Here is a 19,720-nt window from a genome sequence, read left to right as displayed (position 1 = left end):
CGCAAGAAATGGTGACGATGAGCGACAAGAGACGGCAATACGGCGATGCTGGGGCGCGCTCTAGCGGCGCGCCTGCATCATCTCGATAAAACGATCGAACAGCGGCGACACGTCCTTCGGGCCGGGGCTCGCTTCCGGGTGCCCCTGGAAACTGAACGCCGGGCGATCGGTACGCTCGATGCCCTGCAGCGTGCCGTCGAACAGCGAGCGGTGCGTGGCGCGCAGGTTCGCGGGAAGCGTCGTTTCATCCGCGGCGAAGCCGTGGTTCTGGCTTGTGATCATGACCGTGCCGGTGTCCAGGTCCTGGACCGGGTGGTTGGCGCCGTGGTGGCCGTGGTTCATCTTGACGGTCTTCGCCCCACTCGCGAGCGCCAAAAGCTGATGGCCCAGGCAGATGCCGAACACCGGGGTATCCGTCTCGAGCACTTCCTGGATCGCCTTGATGGCGTAGTCGCAGGGCTCGGGGTCGCCGGGGCCATTGGCCAGGAACACGCCATCCGGGTTCATCGCCAGCACTTCCTGCGCCGGGGTTTGCGCCGGCACCACCGTCAGCCGGCAGCCGCGGGCGGCCAGCATGCGCAGAATATTGAACTTCACGCCGTAGTCGTACGCCACCACGTGGAAAGGACGTTCGCCTTTCGAGGTGTCTGCGTAGCCCGTGCCCAGCGTCCACTCGCCCTCTGTCCACTCGTAAGCCTCCTTGCAGGAAACTTCCTTGGCCAGATCCATGCCTTTCAAGCCCGGGAAGGCCTTGGCAGCTGCCAGGGCGCGCTCTACCGCGTCATCACCTTCAGCTTCGCTTCCTGCCAGAATCGCGCCGTTCTGAGCACCTTTATCGCGCAGAATACGCGTCAGGCGGCGGGTATCAATATCGGCGATACCCAGTACGTTCTGGCTCTTCAGGTAGTCAGACAGAGACTGCTCGGAGCGGAAACTGCTGGCCAGCAGAGGCAGATCGCGAATCACCAACCCCGCTGCGGCAATCGAGGCGGACTCGGTGTCTTCCGTATTGATGCCGGTATTGCCGATATGGGGGTAAGTAAGAGTAACGATCTGGCGGGAATAGGAGAGGTCAGTGAGAATTTCCTGGTAGCCGGTCATGGCCGTATTGAACACCACCTCACCGCTTGTGACGCCGTCGGCGCCAATGGCAATTCCGTGAAACACGCTGCCATCTTCCAGGGCCAATATCGCAGGTTTGCTCAATGCGGGGTTATTCAAGGCAAGTTCTCCCATGCTGGTGGGAGCCTGTGGGCGCAGGCTCGGCGATCCGGTGTCGGCGTTTGTCGATAAACGTCGGGTCGTAAAAAAGCGGGACGAAGCCGACAGTAAAAAAATCGGTTTCATCCCGCTTGTTGTTCTCTATCCGTGGCGGTGGCCAGGGCATTGCTTACGGCGTTGGGCGACCATCGAGTGGCGCCAGGGCAACAAGCGAAGCGCTTTCGCCGTTTTACCTTCTATTCACGTGCACCACCCGGCCAAAATTTTTGGAATGTTACAGCATTTCCACCCCGCCGGCTACCCCCGGCGACTGGTTTCACGCCTCATTCAGCCCCAGCACGTCCTGCATGTCGAAACGGCCCGCCTGTTGAGTCGCGACCCAGCGCGCCGCGCGCACCGCGCCCCTGGCAAACGTCATGCGGCTCGACGCCTTGTGGGTGATCTCGATGCGCTCGCCTTCAGTGGCGAACATCACCGTATGCTCACCGACGATGTCGCCGGCGCGTACCGTGGCAAAGCCGATCTCTTTATCGGTGCGCGGCCCGCACTGGCCCACGCGCTCGAACACACCGTGCTCTTTCAAGGTGCGATTCAAACTGTCGGCCACGACTTCACCCATCTTGATGGCGGTGCCGGAGGGAGCATCGACCTTGTGACGGTGGTGCGCCTCGATCACTTCGATATCGTAGCCTTCGTCGCCAAGCGCCTTGGCTGCGGTTTCGAGAAGCTTCAGGGTCAGGTTCACGCCCACGCTCATGTTGGGAGCGAACACCATGGGCACACGGTCGCGGTAACGGTCGAGCTCCTCGATCTCGTCGTCGTTCATGCCGGTGGTGCCGATCACGATCGCCTTGCCGTGCTCGGCGCAGAAGGCGAGATTGGCAAGGGTGACTTTGGGCGCGGTGAAATCGATCAGTACATCGAACGCGTCCTTGATCGCGTCAAGGGAGTCGACGGCGGCCACGCCATTCTTGCCGGTGCCGGCCAGCTCGCCGATGTCGGCGCCGGCGAGCGAACTTCCCGGCTCGACGATACCGCCGGCAAGCGTTACGCCGTCATCCTGGTTCACGGCGCTGACCAGCGTGCGGCCCATGCGCCCCGCCACGCCTACGATGGCAATTCGCGTCATACGATCTCCTTGAGGGCGCGCGGCCCGGTTGGGTGAAATGGCGCGAGTATACCAGAGACGCCCGGGGCCGGGCGCCGCCTCAGTTCTGCCAGACGATCTCCAGCGTCTCGTCTTTCGCCATGCGCTCCAGGTGGCTCTGCACCACGCCTTCGAGCTGCTTGAGCGTCTCATCACTGGGGGCTTCGACGGACACCGCGAGTTTGCTCGCCTCGGCGTGCATCAGGCAGGTGCTGTTCTGCTCGGGAAAGACGATCTTGGCGTCGCGCTCGGTGTATTCGACCTCGAGCTTGTGGGACCAGTGCTTGCACAGACGGTTGATCAGACGCTCACCGGACTCGGTAGCAATGGCGGCACGGGATATCGGCATGATGCTCTCCTCGAATAAGAAACCGCTGATGTTTCATGAAACCAGCGCTATACGCTAACAATGGCGGCGCGGCTCGTGTACGCAACGGCTCGTTTAAAAAAATGGAACAGCCGCCCTGCAATCTCTCGACAGGCTGGCGGGTTTTCTCGATAATACGCTCATGTAAATGCGAATCATACACAGTTGTTTTGACACGTTTGTATCGCCATCGCGCCTCGCGCTTGCTGGCACGACGTCTTTTACACCCTGAATCTGCGGAAACGTTCATGCGCACTCATTTGTTGAAAGGCCTGGCCGGCGCTGCCGCGCTTGGCTGCGCGGCGGCCCAGGCCGCCCCCGTCGAGGTAGTGGACATCACCGGCCGCGAGGTCACCTTCGATGCCCCCGCCGAGCGCGTCATCCTCGGTGAAGGCCGCCAGATCTATCTGCTGGGCCTGCTCGAGCCCGAGGCCCCCTTCACTCATGTGGTGGGCTGGCGCGAGGACTTCCCCCAGGCCGACCCGGACAACTACGCCCGCTACGCCGAGCGCTTCCCCGAGATCGCCGATATCCCCACCTTCGGCGGCTTCAAGGACGGCACGTTTGATGTGGAGCAGGCGGCGTCGCTCTCGCCGGACGTGGTGTTCATGAACCTGGAAGCCAAGGCGGCCACCGAAGACGCGGCTTATGACGACAAGCTTGCCAAGCTCGGCATTCCCATCGTCTACGTCGATTTTCGCGAGGACCCGATCGCCCATACGATCCCCTCGATGCGCCTGATGGGTCAGATCATGGATGACGAAGACGCCGCCGAGGCGTTCATCGACTTTGCCGAGGCGCAGCTTGCCCGGGTGACCGACGTGATCGAACGCGAAGACCCGGAGCGTCCCAGCGTGTTCATCGACCGCGCCGGCGGCTACTCCGACGAGTGCTGCATGAGCTTCGGCCCGGCCAACTTCGGCGAGTACGTGACCCTTGCCGGCGGCGCCAACATCGCCGACGGCATCATCCCGGGCACCTTCGGTGTGCTGAACCCGGAGCAGATCATCGCCGCCGACCCGGCGCACGTGATCGTCACCGGCGGCAACTGGGATGCCTACGTGCCCGGCGGCGACTGGGTGGGTGTGGGCCCGGGCGCGGATCTTGAGGTCGCCCGCGCCAAGCTCGAAGGACTGACCGAGCGTACGGCGATGACCGGCATTCAGGCGGTGGCGGAGGGCAACGTCCACGCCATCTGGCACCAGTTCTACAACAGCCCCTACTACTTCGTGGCCATTCAGCAGATCGCCAAGTGGCTGCATCCGGAACTCTTCGAGGATCTCGACCCGGAAGAGACGATGCGCGAGCTCCACGAACGCTTTTTGCCGATCGAGTTTGAGTCCGGCTACTGGATTTCCCTCGATGATGAGTGACAGCGCCGTCACGGCCCCGGCGACGCTTGGGCGGACACACTACAAAAGTCAGGTGCTGCGCCGCCAGCTGATTCTGGCCGCCCTGATCGTGGCACTGTTTTTCAGCCTGTGCGTGGACCTGGCCCTGGGCCCGGCACGCTATACGCTGTCCGAGGTGATCGCCGCGCTGCTCACCCCGGGTAGCGTGAGCCACCAGGCGCGGGTGATTCTCTGGGAGATCCGCATGCCGGTGGCGCTGATGGCGCTGGTGGTGGGGGCGAGTTTGTCGGTGGCCGGCGCCCAGATGCAGACCATCCTGAGCAACCCGCTGGCGAGCCCCTTTACGCTCGGCATCTCCGCCGGGGCAAGCTTCGGCGCCGCCCTGGGGCTCGCCTTTGGCGTGGCGATCATTCCCGCTGCCATCGAGTTCGTGGTGCCCATCAACGCCTTCGTCATGGCGATGTTCACCGCATTCATGATCCATCTGTTGAGCATGAAGCGGGGCGTGACGGTGGAAACCATCGTGCTGCTGGGCATCGCCATGGTGTTCATCTTCAACTCCCTCATGGCGCTGATTCAATTCTTCGCCAGCCAGGAGGCGGTGGCCGCCGTGGTGTTCTGGACCATGGGCAGCCTCACCAAGGCCACCTGGCCCAAGTTCTGGATCGCGCTGGGCATTCTCGCTGCGGTCATGCCGCTTCTGGCCCGCCACGGCTGGGCGCTGACCGCCATGCGCCTGGGCGATGCCAAGGCCGAGAGCATGGGCGTGAAGCCGCGGGCGCTGCGCCTCGAGGTGCTGATTCTGGTGTCGCTTCTCTCCGCCGTGGCGGTGGCCTTCGTGGGCACCATCGGTTTCATCGGCCTGGTCGGCCCGCATATCGCGCGCATGCTGCTGGGTGAGGACCAACGCTTCTTCCTGCCCGGCTCGGCGCTTTGCGGCGCGCTGATACTCTCGGTGGGTTCGGTGATCTCGAAGCTCGTGATTCCCGGTACGATCATCCCCATCGGCATCATCACCTCCCTGGTCGGCATTCCGTTTTTCCTGTTTCTGGTGCTCAACCACAAGAAGGCGTCATGGTAAGGCTCACGCTCACTCACGTATCCGCGCGCTACGGGCGCCGCACCATCGTCGACGACGTCACCACGCCCACCTTTCACGGCGGCCAGGTCGTGGCGCTTCTCGGCCCCAACGCGGCGGGCAAATCGACGCTCTTTCGCCGCATCCTGGGCCTGGTTCAGGGGCAAGGCGAGGTCGCCATCGAAGGCAGCGATGCCGAGCGCCCGGTGGCCTACATGCCCCAGGAGACCGGCGCGAAAGCGGTACTGAGCGTCTATGAGTCGGTGCTGCTTGCGCGCATGCAGGGGCGAAGCCTCAAGGTTCAGCCGGAGGATCTCGCCCAGGTGGACCGGGCGCTTGAAGAGCTTGCCATCACCTCGCTTGGCGAGCGCGACATCGGCGATTTGAGCGGCGGGCAGCGCCAGCTGGTGAGTGCGGCCCAGGCGCTGGTTCAGGAGCCGGAGATATTGATGCTCGACGAGCCCACCTCGGCGCTCGACCTGAACCGCCAGATCAACCTGCTCACCGTGCTGCGACGGCTGGCCGACGAGCGCGGCATGCTGATTCTGGTGGCGCTTCACGATTTGAATCATGCGCTGCGCTTCACCGACTGCGCGATGGTGATCGAGCAGGGCCGACTGATCGCCTGCGGCGCCACCCAGGAGGTGATCACTCCCGCGCTTCTGCGCCAGGTCTACCGGGTCGAGGCGCGTATCGAACCCTGCTCGAAGGGGCGGCCTCAGCTGATCGTCGAAGAGGCCGTCTAGCGCTTTTGGCCCGCTATTCACGACCCGACGTTATCGACACCGGCAGGCGACCGCTGCCTGCCGGCGTCACGATCAATTGCCGCGCATCTCTTCGCGCAGATCCGCCACCTCCCCGGCCGATACCGCCGGCGCGGCATTTCCCCAGCTGTTGCGCACGAACGTCAGCACGCTGGCGACCTCCTCGTCATTCAAGTTCCAGGCAAACGACGGCATGGCCGGTGCGGTGGGTTTGGCATCGGTGGCCACCGGGCGGCTGCCGGCCAGCACGACCCGGATCAGCGAGGTAGTGTTGTCACCGTTGACCAGGGGGTTGCTGGCCAGCTGCGGAAAGATGCCGTACTCGCCGCCGCCGTTGGGCGTATGACACCCGGAACAGCGGTCGAAGTAGATGTGGCTTCCGGCAGCGACCTGCGGGTTGTCTTCGGGCAGCGGCTCTGGCGGCTCGCGGTCCCAGTCGCTCGAGTCGAGGCCCGCCCCGCTGAGCAGGTAGCGCGCCACGGCGTACAAGTCGTCCTCGGTCCAGTGCTGAGAGGAGTGATGCACTTCATCGGCCATCGGGCCGGAGGCGAAGCCGTAGCGATTGCCGCCGGTTTGCAGGTACTCGACCAGCTCGTCGTCGCTCCAGCTTCCGATGCCCACGTGGGCGTTCGGCGTGATGTTGGGCGCGTACCACCCCTCGACGGTGGCCCCGGCAAACTTGTCGCTCCCTTCGCCGCCCATGAAGTTGCGCGGCGTGTGGCAAGTGCCGCAGTGTCCCAGGCTTTCGACCAGGTAGGCGCCACGATTGATCTCGTCGGACTGTTCCGGGTCGGGCTCGAAGGTTCGCTCGTCGAAATTCAGCCAGTTCCAGCCCATCATCACCGAGCGAATACTGAACGGGAACGGCAGCTGGTTGGCCTCTATGGCGTTTTCGACCGGCGTCACCGTCTGCAAAAACGACCAGAGATCGCGAATGTCCTTCTCGTGCATCAGCGTATAGGAAGGATACGGCATGGCCGGGTAGAGATGATAACCGCCCTTGCCGACCCCTTCGGTCATCGCCGCCTTGAACTCCTCATAGCTCCATCGCCCAAGCCCGGTGGCTGGGTCCGGGGTGATGTTGGGCGCAATGAGCGTGCCGAAAGGCGTCTCCAGCGGCACGCCGCCGGCAAACGGCTGGTCGTCGTTGGCGGTGTGACAGGCCGCGCAATCCCCCAGCACGCCGATATAGCGCCCGCGCTCGATGTCCTGATATTCGGTGCTGGCCGCCCAGCCCGCCATGGGCACCAGCGCCAGCGTAACCCCCACGAGCGTTTTCATGTGCTGATCATCTCCCCGGGGTTGCGCAGGTAGTGGTTGACGATGCCGTCGGCGGCCTTGAAGGCCAGCGCCCCGACCGTGCCGGTGGGGTTGTAGCCCGGGTTCTGCGGAAACGCGGAGGCCCCGACCACGAAGAGGTTGGGTACGCCCCACACCTGCAGATGCTTGTTGACCGAGCTGTTGCTCGGGTCGGCGCCCATGACGAAGCCGCCCACCACGTGAGACGACTGATACGGACGGCCATCCCAGGGCCCGGTGCGCGGATTGGCGACGATCTGGCGCGGGTTCATGCGCCGGGCGATTTCCGCGGTCTTCTCGGTCACGTACTGCGCCATGCGCAGGTCGTTTTCCGTGAAGTCGAAGGTGATGCGCAGAAGCGGCCGGCCCAGCCGGTCGCGGTAGGTGGGGTCCAGCGAGAGGTAGTTGTTGGGCGAGGAGTAGTTGCTCGCCTCGCAGCCGATCGTCATGGTGCTGGCGTAGTTATCCACCGTGGCCCGCTTCCAGTTCGAGCCCCAGCGCGGCGTGCCCGGCGGCGTGGGTCGTGCGTTGATCGGCGTGGCCCCAATGGGCGTGACCCGGGTGCTGCCGCCGCCGAAAAAGCCAAGCCCGGCATGGTCGAAGTTGTCGTTATTGAACTCGTCGATGCCCATGCCCACGGCACCCGCGCCGATGTACGGGTTGAAGTTCTTGTCATCGAAGAAGAGCTGCACGTTGTTGGCGGTCTGGTAGGCGTAGTTGCGCCCGGTGGTACCGCGGCGCGTGGCCGGGTCGTAGGCCTCGCCGATGTTGGAGGTCAGCATCAGGCGCACGTTCTCGAAGGTGAACGCGGCGATGACCACGATTTCGGCGGGCTGCTCCCAGCGTCGCCCGGCGGAGTCGACGTAGACGATGCCGGTGGCGCGGCGCCCGTCGGAGTCGGTCGTTACCTTGAGCACTTCGCAGTGGGTGCGCGCCTCGAAATTCTCCTTGCGGATCAGCGCCGGCAGCACCGTGGTGATGGCGCTGGCCTTGGAGTAGTTGGCGCAGCCGTAGTTGGTACAGAAGCCGCAGAAGGTACACGGCCCCATGGTGACGCCCAGCGGGTTGGTGTAGGCCTCGGACACCAGCGACGACGGCACCGGGAACGGCTGATACCCCATTTCCCGGGCCGTCTCGGCGAACAGCGTCGGCGAGTAGGGCTGCTTCAACGGCGGCGTGGGGTAGTCGCTCGACCGTACGCCCTCGAAGGGGTTGCCACCCTCCTGCCGGCCGCTGGCAAGCTGCCCCGCGCGGCCGGAGGTGCCGGCGATCTTCTCGAAGGCGTCGTAGTGCGGCTCCATCTCTTCCCAGTCCGTGCCCCAGTCCTGCAGCGAGAGCTCGTCGGGAATCGAGTCCGCGCCGTAGCGCTCTTCCAGATGACTTTTCAGCCGGAACTCTTCGGGCTGAAAACGAAACGTGATGCCCGCCCAGTGATTGCCCGCGCCGCCGGTGCCGTTGCCGGGGTGGAACGACCCCCACTGGCGCATCGGGAGCGCCGTTTGCGTGGGGTTGTTGCGCAGGGTGATGGTGTTCTGGGCGGTACGCAGCATCAGTTCCTGGCGCTGGGCGTAGCGCAACTCGTCGGTGACCGAGGCGATGTTGAAATCCCTGGCGGTATCGCGCCACGGGCCGCGCTCGACGCCCACGACCTTGAGGCCCGCGTCGACGAGCTGATTGGCGATGATCGCGCCGGCCCAGCCGAGCCCGACCACCACGGCGTCGGTAGGAGGTAGTTTGGTTGCCATATGCTTTGCTATCCCTGCGTTTGCCAGTCAGGACGCCCGCCGATACTTACCGGCTCGAATCCCAGGTCTTCGTTGTGTCGTTCGACGTAGTTGCGGTAGTCGTAGCGGGCACCGGGGAAGCCCAGCATTTTCCAGGAAACCATATCGCGGTTGCCGCCATGGATAGGATCGGCGAAGAAGCCCTCCATGGTGTTCTTCAAGACCAGCTCGAAAAAAATCGGCGTGTCGATATCGTCGAGCTGAATCTCCTCGTCCTCCAGCTGGGCCAATAGCCGGTCGCGCTGATCTTCGCCCAGCTCGGCGAAGACGGCACCGTGCTCGTTGCGGCAGTGGTCGTTGAGCGCGCCCAGCCCCAGCCGATAGCGCTGCCTGGGGGTCAGGGCGGACTGGTCGCCCTGCTCCGGCGTGCCATCCTGAAAGGGGCCATGCATGTAGAGGCGCTCGTAGCCGCCGTAGGCGCCGGCCAGCTGGCGGTCGATGAACACCGCGCAGCCCGCGTCCTTGCCACTCATGCTCAGATCATCGGCGGGAATCAGGCGCTCGACGATGGCCTCGACCGTCGCCGCTTCCTCATCGGTAAAGAATTGCCATTCGGCCTCGGTATCGACGGGCTCGACGGCCACGTTGTCGAAGGGCTTCCACTCCGGCGTTCCCTGAAACGTCAGCCCGCTGGCCGCGCCGGAAGCGCCCACCAACAGCGCCGCCGACGAGCCCAGCAGTTGCCTGCGCGTCAGCCCGCCGGGCGCGGCGTCATCGTCTTTATGCTTCATCACGGTTCCCTTGCTTGTGTTGGCCCGCTGTCAGGCAGCGAACGCCCGGAACGGGCACTACCCTCAGCGCGTGCAGATCACCCGACTGCGTAACCTGCTAATTATTTTTTAAAACATAGGAGACGGGGCAGCTTGTCGCAACGTCGAAGCGAAATTCGGCAGGGGAAATGGAGGTGAGGGCCGTACCGAGACGGCGCGGAATGCGCGCCGCCTTCGGCTTATCGTTTGAAGGATCGCCCGAACCGGCGGCCTTCGAGCGAGGCCAGCGCCACGCCGGCAAGCATCAAGGGCAGCGCCATGAGAAAGCCGCTGGAGATGGGAATGCCGAACAGTACCCAGTCGGCGGCGATCGGCCAGACCAGCGCCACGTACTCGAACGGCGCGAGCTTCGATACCTCGGCATAGCGAAACGCCAGGGTCATGGCGATATGCCCCGCGCCGCCGAACAGCCCCGAAAGCACCAGCAGGGAAAACTCGGTACCGGTCAAATCGGCCCAGCCCAGCGGCCACGTGGCGAGCCCGGCCAGCGACGACACCACGATGAAGTAGAACGCGATCGACCCGGCGGTTTCGGTACGCGAAATATGGCGGATGGTGAGCAGCGCCCCCGCGGTCAGAAGCGCACCGGCAGTGCCGAGCGCGTAGCCCCAAAGCCGCCCATCGCCGCCGCCCGCGCCAAGCTCGGGCACCACCAGCACCGCCATGCCCAAAAGCGCCAGCACGATGGCCCCGGCCCGATAGAACGAGAACGTCTCGCCCAGCAGCAGCACCCCGCCCACCGCCATGAAGATCGGCGAAAGCTGCACCAGAAGCGTCGCCTCGGCCACCGGCAAAAACGCGACCGCCGAGAACGAAAAGAACATCGCCGCCGCCCCCAACCCCGAGCGCAGCAGGTGCCCGAGCGGCCGCCGAGTCGCCAATGCCCCGGGGAACTCCCGGCGAATCATCAAGAAGATCACGATGGGAATCAGCGCGAACAGCGAGCGATAAAAGATCGACTGGCCCACCGGCACCGCCTCGCTCACCGCCTTGATACACACCATCATGCCGGTGAACATTACCCCGGACAGAATGCGCAGCAAGATGCCGAGCCCAGGCCGATCTTGAAGGTTATCCATTATCCATGTTCCTTACGTCAAAGACCCCCGGCCATGGCCGAGGGTCTAGAGAACCTAACGTTTACCACGACGTCAGGGTCAGGGCTTCATCTCTTCAAAGAACTTCTTCACGCTGTCGAAGAAGCCGGTTTTCTTGGGCGAGTGGCTGTGGCTGTTGCTGCCTTCCAGGCTTTCCTGGAACTTGCGCAGCAGGTCACGCTGCTCGTCGCCCAGGTTGACCGGCGTTTCGACCACGACCTTGCAGAGCAGATCCCCCGGGGCGCCGCCGCGAACCGGCTTCACGCCCTTGCCGCGCAGGCGGAAGAGCCTGCCGGTCTGGGTTTCCGGCGGAATCTTGAGCTTCACGCGGCCATCGAGCGTGGGCACTTCAAGCTCGCCACCGAGTGCGGCATCCACGAAGTTGATCGGCACGTCGCAGTGCAGGTTTTTGCCGTCACGCTGGAAGATGTGGTGCGCCTTGATGGCCACCTGCACGTACAGATCACCCGCCGGGCCGCCGTTGACGCCGCTTTCACCTTCGCCGTTAAGACGAATGCGATCACCGGTATCCACGCCGGGCGGAATCTTCACCGACAGCGTACGGGTTTCCCGCACGCGGCCTTCGCCGTTACATTTGTGGCACGGCACCTTGATGTGCTGGCCGTTGCCATGACACGTCGGGCAGGTCTGCTGCACCGCGAAGAAGCCTTGCTGCATACGTACCTGGCCGTGGCCATGACACGTCGGGCAGGTTTCCTTGGTGGAGCCTGGCTCGGCACCATCGCCTTCGCAGCGGTCGCAGTTGATATGCCGCGGCACGCGGATATCCACCGTGGTACCCGCCACGGCGCTTTCCAGGTCGAGCTCGAGGTTGTAGCGCAGATCAGAGCCGCGCGCCGGTGCGTTGGGACCGCGCCGCCGGCCACCACCGCCGCCACCGAAGATATCGCCAAACACATCGCCGAAGATGTCGCTAAAGTCGCCAGCGCCACCTCCACCAAAACCGCCGCCGCCGAAGCCGCCGCCCTGGCCATCCACGCCGGCATGACCAAACTGGTCATACGCCGCGCGCTTCTCGCCGTCGCTCAGCACTTCGTAGGCTTCTGACACTTCACGGAATTTTTCCGCCGAGGTGTTATCGTCCGGGTTTCGATCTGGGTGGAATTTCTGCGCCAGGCGGCGGTAGGCCTTCTTGATCTCTTTCTGATCGGCCCCTTTATCGACACCCAGGACTTCGTAATAATCGCGTTTGGACATGGGTCCTACGCCTCCTGGTTAACTATGCACTCGATGACGATGCACATGATGAGGGTCTCAACCGCGGAAACAGCAACGCGGGAGGTGTCTCCCGCGTTACCTTCTTCCTTGGCAGAAAGAGGATCTTACTGCTGTTTCTTGTCGTCGTTGACTTCTTCGTACTCGGCGTCAACCACGTCATCGTCCTGCTTGGTGCTGGCTTCTTCGGCGCCTTCACCACCCTGCTGGGCCGCTTCCGCCTGCTCGGCGTACATCTTCTGGGCCAGCTGGCCGGACGCTTCGGTCAGGGCATCGAGCTTCTTCTGGATGTTGTCCTGATCGTCGGTCTTGACAGCCTCTTCCAGCTCGCTGATGGCGGTCTCGATGTTCTGCTTCTCTTCATCGGTCGCCTTGTCGCCAGCCTCTTCGAGGGTCTTGCGGGTGGCGTGGATCATACCATCCGCCTGGTTACGCAGCTGCACCAGCGCTTCGAACTTCTTGTCCTCGTCCGCGTGGGCTTCCGCGTCGCGCACCATCTGATCGATCTCTTCATCGGACAGGCCGCTGGACGCCTTGATGACGATCGACTGCTCCTTGCCGGTCGCCTTGTCCTTGGCGGACACGTTCAGGATACCGTTGGCGTCGAGATCGAAAGCCACTTCGATCTGCGGAACACCGCGCGGTGCCGGCGGAATGTCGCTGAGATCGAAACGACCCAGTGACTTGTTCTGCGCGACCTGCTTGCGCTCACCCTGGGCCACGTGAATGGTCACGGCGGTCTGGTTGTCATCCGCGGTCGAGAAGGTTTGCGTCTTCTTGGTCGGGATGGTGGTGTTCTTCTCGATCAGGGGCGTCATCACGCCGCCCAAGGTTTCGATACCCAGGGTCAGCGGGGTCACGTCGAGCAGCAGGACGTCTTTCACGTCGCCGCCCAGTACGCCACCCTGAATCGCAGCGCCCACGGCCACGGCTTCGTCCGGGTTGACGTCTTTACGCGCTTCCTTGCCGAAGAAGTCAGCCGCTTTCTTCTGCACCATCGGCATGCGGGTCTGACCACCGACCAGGATTACTTCGTCGATTTCAGAGGCAGAAAGACCTGCGTCTTTCAGGGCCATCTTGCAGGGCTCGAGCGAGCGCTGAACCAGATCTTCGACCAGCGATTCCAGCTTGGCACGGGTCACCTTGACGTTCAGGTGTTTCGGGCCAGTGTTGTCGGCGGTGATGTAGGGCAGGTTCACGTCGGTCTGCTGGGCGCTGGAAAGCTCGATCTTGGCTTTCTCGGCGGCTTCCTTCAGACGCTGCATGGCCAGGTTGTCACCGGACAGGTCGATGCCGCTGTCGGCCTTGAACTGATCGACCAGGTAGTTGATCAGCGCCAGGTCGAAATCTTCACCACCCAGGAAGGTGTCGCCGTTGGTGGCGAGTACTTCGAACTGGGTTTCGCCTTCAACGTCGGCCACTTCGATGATCGAGATATCGAAGGTACCGCCACCCAGGTCGTAGACCGCGATGGTCTTGTCGCCACGCGACTTGTCCATGCCGTAGGCCAGGGCGGCAGCGGTCGGCTCGTTGATGATGCGCTTGACGTCAAGCCCGGCAATGCGGCCGGCATCCTTGGTTGCCTGGCGCTGGCTGTCGTTGAAGTAGGCCGGCACGGTGATGACCGCTTCAGAAACGGTTTCACCGAGGTAGTCTTCGGCGGTCTTCTTCATTTTCTTCAGCACTTCCGCGCTTACCTGCGGCGGTGCCATCTTCTTGCCCTTGACCTCTACCCACGCGTCGCCGTTATCGGCTTCAGCGATCTTGTAGGGCACCATCTTGATGTCCTTTTGAACGACGTCGTCCTTGAAGCGACGGCCGATCAGGCGCTTGATGGCATACAGGGTGTTTTCCGGGTTGGTAACCGCCTGGCGTTTGGCCGCCTGGCCTACCAGGGTTTCGCCATCGTCGGTGTAAGCGATGATGGAAGGCGTGGTGCGGCCGCCTTCGGCATTTTCGATCACCTTAGCACTGTCACCATCGAGTACCGCCACGCAAGAGTTGGTGGTACCCAGGTCAATACCAATAATACGTCCCATAGCAAAAACCTCGAATTCAGTTGTCTCGGTACTTAAAACGTTTGCGGGCTTCCCCGCAGGGTTGCCCCTTATCTGGGGGCCGCCGGTAACTTTTCAAGGGCTTTTTTTGCACCTTGTGCCACTAATCGGCTTAATTTGCCTTCTGGCTGACCACGACCATCGCCGGACGAACCAGGCGACCATTCAGCAGATACCCTTTCTGCATCACGTCCATCACCGTATTGGGCTCAAGCTCTGGGTTTGGCACCATGGCCATGGCTTCGTGCACCTGAGGGTCGAAGGGCTCGCCCTGAGGCTCTACGCTCTCGACACCGAAACGGTTGAGCACGTCGAGCTGCATTTTCAGCGTCATGGAAACGCCTTCGCGGTGTACCTCAGACGCGCCGTCCTGCATGGATTCGAGGGCCTTCTCCAGGCTATCCACCACGGGCAGCAGATCCTTGACGAACTTCTCCAGGGCGAACTTGCGAGCCTTGTCGGCTTCCTGCTCGGCCCGGCGGCGAACGTTCTGGGCCTCGGCGGCGGCGCGCAGCGCCTGGTCCTTGGCGTCGGAAAGGCTCTGCTCGAGCTCCTCTACCTTGGCGGCCAGAATGTCCGCTTCCGGGTCGGCAATGCTGCCTTCAAGCGGCGCTTCATCATTGATCAGGCCTTCTAGCTCACCATCCACCAGACGCTCCTCGGCGTCCTGGTCGGTGAAGTCGGCTTCCTGCTCCTGGCGGGATAGTTCGTTATCCAGCGGCGTTTGCGGTTCTTTAGCCATGCCATGCTCCTGAAAATGAGGGCGGGCCATGCATGCCCGGCGTTAAAAAAAGCGTCTTGAATCTGGATGCTTGCCTAACAGGCAGGCGTCATGAATACGTATGCGCGTTATATGGGGGCCATGAAAAGCCATCTCAAGAGGGGCATTGAAGTGAGTTATCGACTACTGTATAAAACACCAATTATTGGATAAGTATCCAGCTTCTGTGCCGCATCGCCTCAGGAGGCATCATGCTTACTCAGCTAGCGATTCAAGATTACGCCATCGTCGACCGCCTTGAGCTCGATCTGACCCAGGGCATGACCGCCATTACCGGGGAAACAGGTGCCGGTAAATCCATTCTGCTCGGCGCCCTGGGCCTTTGCCTTGGTGAGCGCGCCGATGCGGGCAGCGTCCGCCATGGCTGCGAGCGCACCGACCTCTCCGCCCGCTTCGACATTCAGCGCCTGCCTGCCGCCATCGAGTGGCTCAAGGCGCGCGAGCTGCCCTTCGATGAATGTCTGCTGCGCCGCGTGGTGACGGCAAGCGGCCGCTCGAAAGCATGGATCAATGGCCACCCGGCCACCATCAGCGACCTGAAGTCACTCGGCGAACAGCTCATCCAGATTCACGGCCAGCACGCCCATCAGGCGCTGATGCGTGAAGAGATGCACCTCGCCCTGCTGGATGATTACGCGGGCCTGCACGCGGCGCGCAACGCGCTGGCGGACACCTTCCGCGAATGGCGCCAGGCCCGGCGGCGGCTCAAAAAGCTCAGCGAGGAAGGCAGCGAAGTGGAGGCCAAGCGCCAGCTTCTGCGCTATCAGGTAGAGGAGCTGGATCAACTGGCGCTGGGTGAAGACGAGCTGAAAACCCTGGAAGAAGAGCAGCACACCCTGGCTCACGCCGAGGAGACGCTGCGTGAAACCCAGTTTGCCGCCGACTGCTGCGAAAGCGACGACGGCGGTGCCCTTTCCCTGCTCAACCAGGCCTACGCCCGCTTGAGCGCCCTACCGGGCAGCGACAAGGGCACGCTGGCCAATACGCTGGCCATGCTGTCTGATGCGCGCATTCAGGTCGAAGAGGCGGCCGGTGAACTGCACCGCCTTGCCGGCACCACGGAACTCGACCCCGAACGCCTGGCCTGGGTGGAAGACCGGCTGGCAGATGTACACCGCGTGGCGCGCAAGCATCACGTGGCGCCGGAAGAGATCTGCGCGCTGCATGAATCTCTGCAGCGAGAAGTGGCCCAGCTGGAAGCCAGCGATGACGACTTGGAGTCCCTCAGCAACCAGGTAGCCGAGTATCGCGAACGCTACCGCCACGATGCCAAGCAGATCAGCGAAGCCCGTCAAAAGGCCGCCGTGCGTCTGGGCAAGGAAGTGCAGCAGCAGCTGGCATTCCTGGCCATGGGCAAGGCACGCTTCGAAGTGGCGGTTTCACCGCGGGAAACCCCTTCACCAGAGGGCCTCGACCACACCCAGTTCTTGATCAGCGCCAACCCGGGCCAGCCCGCACGCCCGCTTGCCAAGGTGGCTTCCGGCGGCGAGCTTTCGCGTATCAGCCTGGCCATTCAGGTGGTGGCGGCCTCGCACTCCACCATTCCAAGCCTTGTATTCGACGAAGTGGACGTGGGTATCTCGGGCGCCACGGCGGAAATTGTCGGCCAGCTGCTGCGCAGGCTGGGTGAAAATGGCCAGGTGATGACCGTTACCCACCTGCCCCAGGTGGCGGCGCAGGCGCACCAGCATCTGCATATCGAAAAGCGCGCGACGCGCGATACCACTCTTACCCACATGGCGCTTCTTGACGAGCGCGGTCGGGTCAGCGAGCTTGCCCGCATGCTGGGCGGAGTGACGCTTTCCGACCAGACGCTCGCCCACGCCCGCGAGATGCTTCACGCCAGCCAGCGCCCGCCCCACTGATAGCCTGCCGCTGAAAAAAAACACTACCACGCAAAATACCCCCATGCCGCTTCCCGTTGATCACGAGGGCAGCATGGGGGTTTTAGGCGACGGCTAACAAAGGCGGGGTTGCGCCTACTTCTTGCTGGTGCTCACGTTGATCTGGCGCGTCACGTCCGAACCGTTGGGACGTACGTATAGTACCAGGGCGTGATCGACAAGCTCATAGCCGTGCTCTTCGGCGATCTCTTGCTGGCGCCGCTCGATGATGTCATCAAGAAACTCGATGATTTCACCGCTTTCCAGACACACCATATGGTCGTGGTGGTCTTCCTGGGTCATTTCAAAGACTGCATGACCACCGTCGAAATTGTGACGAATCACAAGCCCGGCTGACTCGAATTGAGTCAGGACGCGGTAAACGGTAGCCAGGCCAACATCTTCGCCCGCATCAATCAGTGTCTTGTACACTTCTTCTGCGCTAAGGTGATGCTGACCCGAAGCATTTTCGAGAATCTGCAGGATCTTGACGCGCGGCAGGGTCACTTTCAGCCCGGCTTTGCGCAGTTCATGGTTCTGATCGGCCATGGTTGCTCTTCGCAGTAACAGGTTAGGTCGGGTATGATCGACCGAAACCACGATAGTGAAGAACAGGCTCAAATGCAAAAATTGACTCGTATCATCACCCTTTCCGTTGCCCTTACTGTCGTAAGTGGCTGTAGTTACGTCGGTGTCTACAAGCGTGACATTCCCCAGGGCAATCTGGTGACCGAGCAGATGGTCAGCCAGCTGCAGCCGGGCATGACCCAGGATCAGGTCGTGTATGTGATGGGCCGTCCGTTGATGGAAGCACCGTTCGATGCCAACCAGTGGGATTACGTCTACCGCCTGGACGAAGCCTACGGCGGCGTCGAGCAGCGGCGCGTGACGCTTACCTTCGACCGTTCGGGTCGGCTCAGCAATGTGCAGCAGCAGGGGAATTTCTCGCGCGATCTCCCGGTAAGCAGCAATCAAGGCCTGGGCCCGGCCCTGGAAGGCGCCGATCCGCTGGATGCGCTGCCTACCGAGCGCCCGCAGGCTCAAACGCCGGATACGGCCCCGACACCGCAACCGGTGATTCAAGCCGAGTAGCCTGTTGGCTTACTGGCCGCTCGCCTGGCGCCTGGCACGCTCCAGACGGGCGGCCTTGGGATCGATCTCGAGCGGGCGATAGATTTCCACGCGGTCCCCGGCGCGCAGCACGTGCGCATCGGGCTCGCGCAGTGCCTTGCCAAAAATACCCAGCGGCGCTTGGCTGAACGTTACCGCCGGCAACTCCGGAAACAGTTCGGGCATGTTGGCCAGCGTGACCGCCTGACGGGCCGTTGTGCCTGAGGGCACCTCCAGCGCCACGATACGCTGCTTGTGAGGCAGGGCAAAGGCGATCTCTACCACCAGGGTATCAGGGGCCATACAGCTCATCAGCGCGCTTGGTGAAGGCCTCCACGAGCTGCCCGGCCACCTGCTGGAACAACTTGCCGAACGCCATGCCTAACAGACGGTTGGCAAATTCGAAATCCATCTCCAGGCTCACCTTGCAGGCGTTTTCTCCCATCGGTGTAAACAGCCAGCGCCCTTTCAAGCGCTTGAACGGCCCCTTCACCAGGGAAAGCTCGATTCGCTCCGGGGCAAACAGGTCGTTATGCGTGGTGATGGTCTGCTCCACCCCCGCACGACCCAGCGTCATTTCACCAATCAGATGGTCGGCATCACGCTCAAGCAGACGCGCACGACGACAGCCCGGCAAGAATTCGGGGTAGTGCTCGAAATCGTTGACCAGATCGAACATTTGCTGGGGGGTGTGCCGCACCAGGGCGGAACGATTGACGGTTGGCATTGACCTCTCCGCTGACTTCACAGTGCCCAAAGCGTATCATGGGAAACATTTTTTCAGACCTTGAATGGTATCACGCCTCCCCATATAACGAAGGGGGTGCCACCGACAGATTATAGATGAGGTTCCATGGCCACGAAGAAAGGCAACAGCAAGGGCCCTAGCAGCAGCGTTATTGCCCAGAACAAGAAGGCAAAGTTCGAATACCATATCAACGAGGTCTTCGAGGCAGGCCTGGTGCTTGCCGGCTGGGAAGTCAAGAGCCTGCGCGCAGGCAAGGCCCAGCTTACCGACACCTACATTCTGGTGCGTAACGGCGAGGCATTCCTGCTGGGCAGTCACATCATGCCGCTCAACACGGCCAGCACCCACGAGATCGCCGACCCGACGCGTACGCGCAAATTGCTGCTCCACCGCAAGGAGATCGCCAAGATCTTCTCGGTCACCCAGGACAAGGGCCACACCTGCGTGCCACTCAAGCTCTACTGGAAGCGCAACAAGGTGAAGTGCGAACTGGCGCTGGTTACGGGTAAACAGCTGCATGACAAGCGCGCCACCGAAAAAGATCGTGACTGGAATCGTCAAAAAGGTCGGATCATGCGGGAACATAATCGCGCATAACTGGTCAATTGATTCCGAGCACGTTAGAATACGGCTCTGAATAAGGGGGCGACATGGTTTCGACGCCGGTGACAACCCTTGCGGTGCATGCCGAGAGCGTGATGTATCTCGTAAATCCCACATCACGAAAAATAGTCGCAAACGACGAAAACTACGCTCAAGGCGCGCTGGCAGCTTAAACCCTGCTAGCTTCTTGTCTGGCCCCAAGGTGATGTGCCTATTCATCACTGCGGGGATATGAGCTAAAGCTGATAGGACCGCGGTTGGCGGTGTCTTCTCGTCAACCGTTAAACTTTAGAAGGCTCGCGTGGCTGAATCCTGATCGTCGGAGTCAGTCGCGTTAAAGCAAATGACGAAATCTAAGCATGTAGAGCCAATAGGCGCGTGCTGGCGGACGCGGGTTCAATTCCCGCCGCCTCCACCAGACAC

19 protein-coding genes and 1 other RNA gene are annotated in these 19,720 nt (G+C 62.4%); 7 read left to right on the top strand and 13 right to left on the bottom strand.

The features are described 5' to 3' along the window. Positions 1–60: 60 nt before the first annotated feature. From carA to HW452_RS14790, 3 genes are all read right to left on the bottom strand, one after another. Entirely contained in the window at positions 61–1,206 is a 1,146-nt protein-coding gene (gene carA, locus HW452_RS14800; RefSeq protein WP_224106902.1) for a glutamine-hydrolyzing carbamoyl-phosphate synthase small subunit, read from the bottom strand. 331 nt (positions 1,207–1,537) lie between these two features. Further along, positions 1,538–2,350, bottom strand: a complete 813-nt coding sequence (gene dapB / locus HW452_RS14795) for a 4-hydroxy-tetrahydrodipicolinate reductase (RefSeq protein WP_224106866.1) — start codon at positions 2,348–2,350, stop codon at positions 1,538–1,540. Positions 2,351–2,429: 79 nt separating this feature from the next. Then, a complete protein-coding gene (locus HW452_RS14790; RefSeq protein WP_224106865.1) occupies positions 2,430–2,717 on the bottom strand; it encodes a DUF2218 domain-containing protein in 288 nt (95 codons plus the stop codon). A gap of 266 nt (positions 2,718–2,983) precedes the next feature. Between HW452_RS14790 and HW452_RS14785 the strand changes: the two genes are divergently transcribed. The 3 genes from HW452_RS14785 to HW452_RS14775 are packed head-to-tail and all read left to right on the top strand — an operon-like array spanning position 2,984 to position 5,911. After that, on the top strand, positions 2,984–4,108 hold the full coding sequence (locus HW452_RS14785; protein WP_224106864.1) for an ABC transporter substrate-binding protein: 1,125 nt from the start codon (positions 2,984–2,986) through the stop codon (positions 4,106–4,108). Continuing rightward, a complete protein-coding gene (locus HW452_RS14780; protein ID WP_224106863.1) occupies positions 4,098–5,168 on the top strand; it encodes a FecCD family ABC transporter permease in 1,071 nt (356 codons plus the stop codon). Before HW452_RS14785 ends, HW452_RS14780 begins: the two co-directional genes overlap by 11 nt. Beyond that, positions 5,162–5,911, top strand: a complete 750-nt coding sequence (locus tag HW452_RS14775) for an ABC transporter ATP-binding protein (protein ID WP_224106862.1) — start codon at positions 5,162–5,164, stop codon at positions 5,909–5,911. The genes HW452_RS14780 and HW452_RS14775 overlap by 7 nt, the downstream gene beginning before the upstream one ends. A gap of 72 nt (positions 5,912–5,983) precedes the next feature. Here the strand turns inward: HW452_RS14775 and HW452_RS14770 are convergent, their stop codons facing one another. The 7 genes from HW452_RS14770 to grpE form a co-directional block, all read right to left on the bottom strand. Next, positions 5,984–7,210, bottom strand: a complete 1,227-nt coding sequence (locus HW452_RS14770; protein ID WP_224106861.1) for a c-type cytochrome — start codon at positions 7,208–7,210, stop codon at positions 5,984–5,986. Further along, positions 7,207–8,973, bottom strand: a complete 1,767-nt coding sequence (locus HW452_RS14765; RefSeq protein WP_224106860.1) for a GMC family oxidoreductase — start codon at positions 8,971–8,973, stop codon at positions 7,207–7,209. The genes HW452_RS14770 and HW452_RS14765 overlap by 4 nt, the downstream gene beginning before the upstream one ends. A gap of 8 nt (positions 8,974–8,981) precedes the next feature. Continuing rightward, positions 8,982–9,743, bottom strand: a complete 762-nt coding sequence (locus HW452_RS14760; protein WP_224106859.1) for a gluconate 2-dehydrogenase subunit 3 family protein — start codon at positions 9,741–9,743, stop codon at positions 8,982–8,984. A 218-nt stretch (positions 9,744–9,961) separates the two neighbouring features. Beyond that, on the bottom strand, positions 9,962–10,861 hold the full coding sequence (locus tag HW452_RS14755) for a DMT family transporter (protein ID WP_224106858.1): 900 nt from the start codon (positions 10,859–10,861) through the stop codon (positions 9,962–9,964). Positions 10,862–10,939: 78 nt separating this feature from the next. Beyond that, complete coding sequence (gene dnaJ / locus HW452_RS14750; RefSeq protein ID WP_224106857.1) at positions 10,940–12,097, bottom strand: molecular chaperone DnaJ; 1,158 nt, start codon at positions 12,095–12,097, stop codon at positions 10,940–10,942. Positions 12,098–12,222: 125 nt separating this feature from the next. After that, entirely contained in the window at positions 12,223–14,154 is a 1,932-nt protein-coding gene (dnaK, locus tag HW452_RS14745; RefSeq protein WP_224106856.1) for a molecular chaperone DnaK, read from the bottom strand. A gap of 130 nt (positions 14,155–14,284) precedes the next feature. Beyond that, complete coding sequence (gene grpE / locus HW452_RS14740) at positions 14,285–14,914, bottom strand: nucleotide exchange factor GrpE (RefSeq protein ID WP_224106855.1); 630 nt, start codon at positions 14,912–14,914, stop codon at positions 14,285–14,287. 230 nt (positions 14,915–15,144) lie between these two features. On the opposite strand from grpE, the gene recN reads away from it, so the two are divergent. After that, positions 15,145–16,818, top strand: coding sequence for a DNA repair protein RecN (recN, locus tag HW452_RS14735; protein WP_224106854.1), 1,674 nt, complete (start codon positions 15,145–15,147; stop codon positions 16,816–16,818). A 114-nt stretch (positions 16,819–16,932) separates the two neighbouring features. Here the strand turns inward: recN and fur are convergent, their stop codons facing one another. After that, complete coding sequence (fur, locus tag HW452_RS14730; protein WP_224106853.1) at positions 16,933–17,385, bottom strand: ferric iron uptake transcriptional regulator; 453 nt, start codon at positions 17,383–17,385, stop codon at positions 16,933–16,935. Positions 17,386–17,457: 72 nt separating this feature from the next. On the opposite strand from fur, the gene HW452_RS14725 reads away from it, so the two are divergent. After that, positions 17,458–17,928 carry an outer membrane protein assembly factor BamE gene (locus HW452_RS14725; protein WP_224106852.1) on the top strand — a complete coding sequence of 157 codons (471 nt, stop codon included), beginning with the start codon at positions 17,458–17,460 and terminating at the stop codon, positions 17,926–17,928. 9 nt (positions 17,929–17,937) lie between these two features. On the opposite strand, the gene HW452_RS14720 is transcribed toward HW452_RS14725, so the two are convergent. Further along, positions 17,938–18,249: an RnfH family protein gene (locus HW452_RS14720; protein ID WP_224106851.1), complete on the bottom strand. Its 312-nt coding sequence runs from the start codon at positions 18,247–18,249 to the stop codon at positions 17,938–17,940. Beyond that, positions 18,239–18,673 carry a type II toxin-antitoxin system RatA family toxin gene (locus HW452_RS14715; RefSeq protein WP_224106850.1) on the bottom strand — a complete coding sequence of 145 codons (435 nt, stop codon included), beginning with the start codon at positions 18,671–18,673 and terminating at the stop codon, positions 18,239–18,241. Before HW452_RS14715 ends, HW452_RS14720 begins: the two co-directional genes overlap by 11 nt. A 126-nt stretch (positions 18,674–18,799) precedes the next feature. Here HW452_RS14715 and smpB point away from each other — a divergent pair, with 126 nt between their 5' ends. Both smpB and ssrA read left to right on the top strand, forming a co-directional pair. Beyond that, positions 18,800–19,291, top strand: coding sequence for an SsrA-binding protein SmpB (smpB, locus tag HW452_RS14710; RefSeq protein ID WP_224106849.1), 492 nt, complete (start codon positions 18,800–18,802; stop codon positions 19,289–19,291). A gap of 44 nt (positions 19,292–19,335) precedes the next feature. After that, positions 19,336–19,715: a transfer-messenger RNA gene (gene ssrA / locus HW452_RS14705) on the top strand. The last annotated feature ends 5 nt before the right edge of the window (positions 19,716–19,720 follow it).

The organism is Vreelandella aquamarina, assembly GCF_020075495.1.
GTDB lineage: Bacteria > Pseudomonadota > Gammaproteobacteria > Pseudomonadales > Halomonadaceae > Vreelandella > Vreelandella aquamarina_A.
Note: the sequence above shows the minus strand (reverse complement) of the source record. Positions and strands in the feature narration are given on the sequence as shown.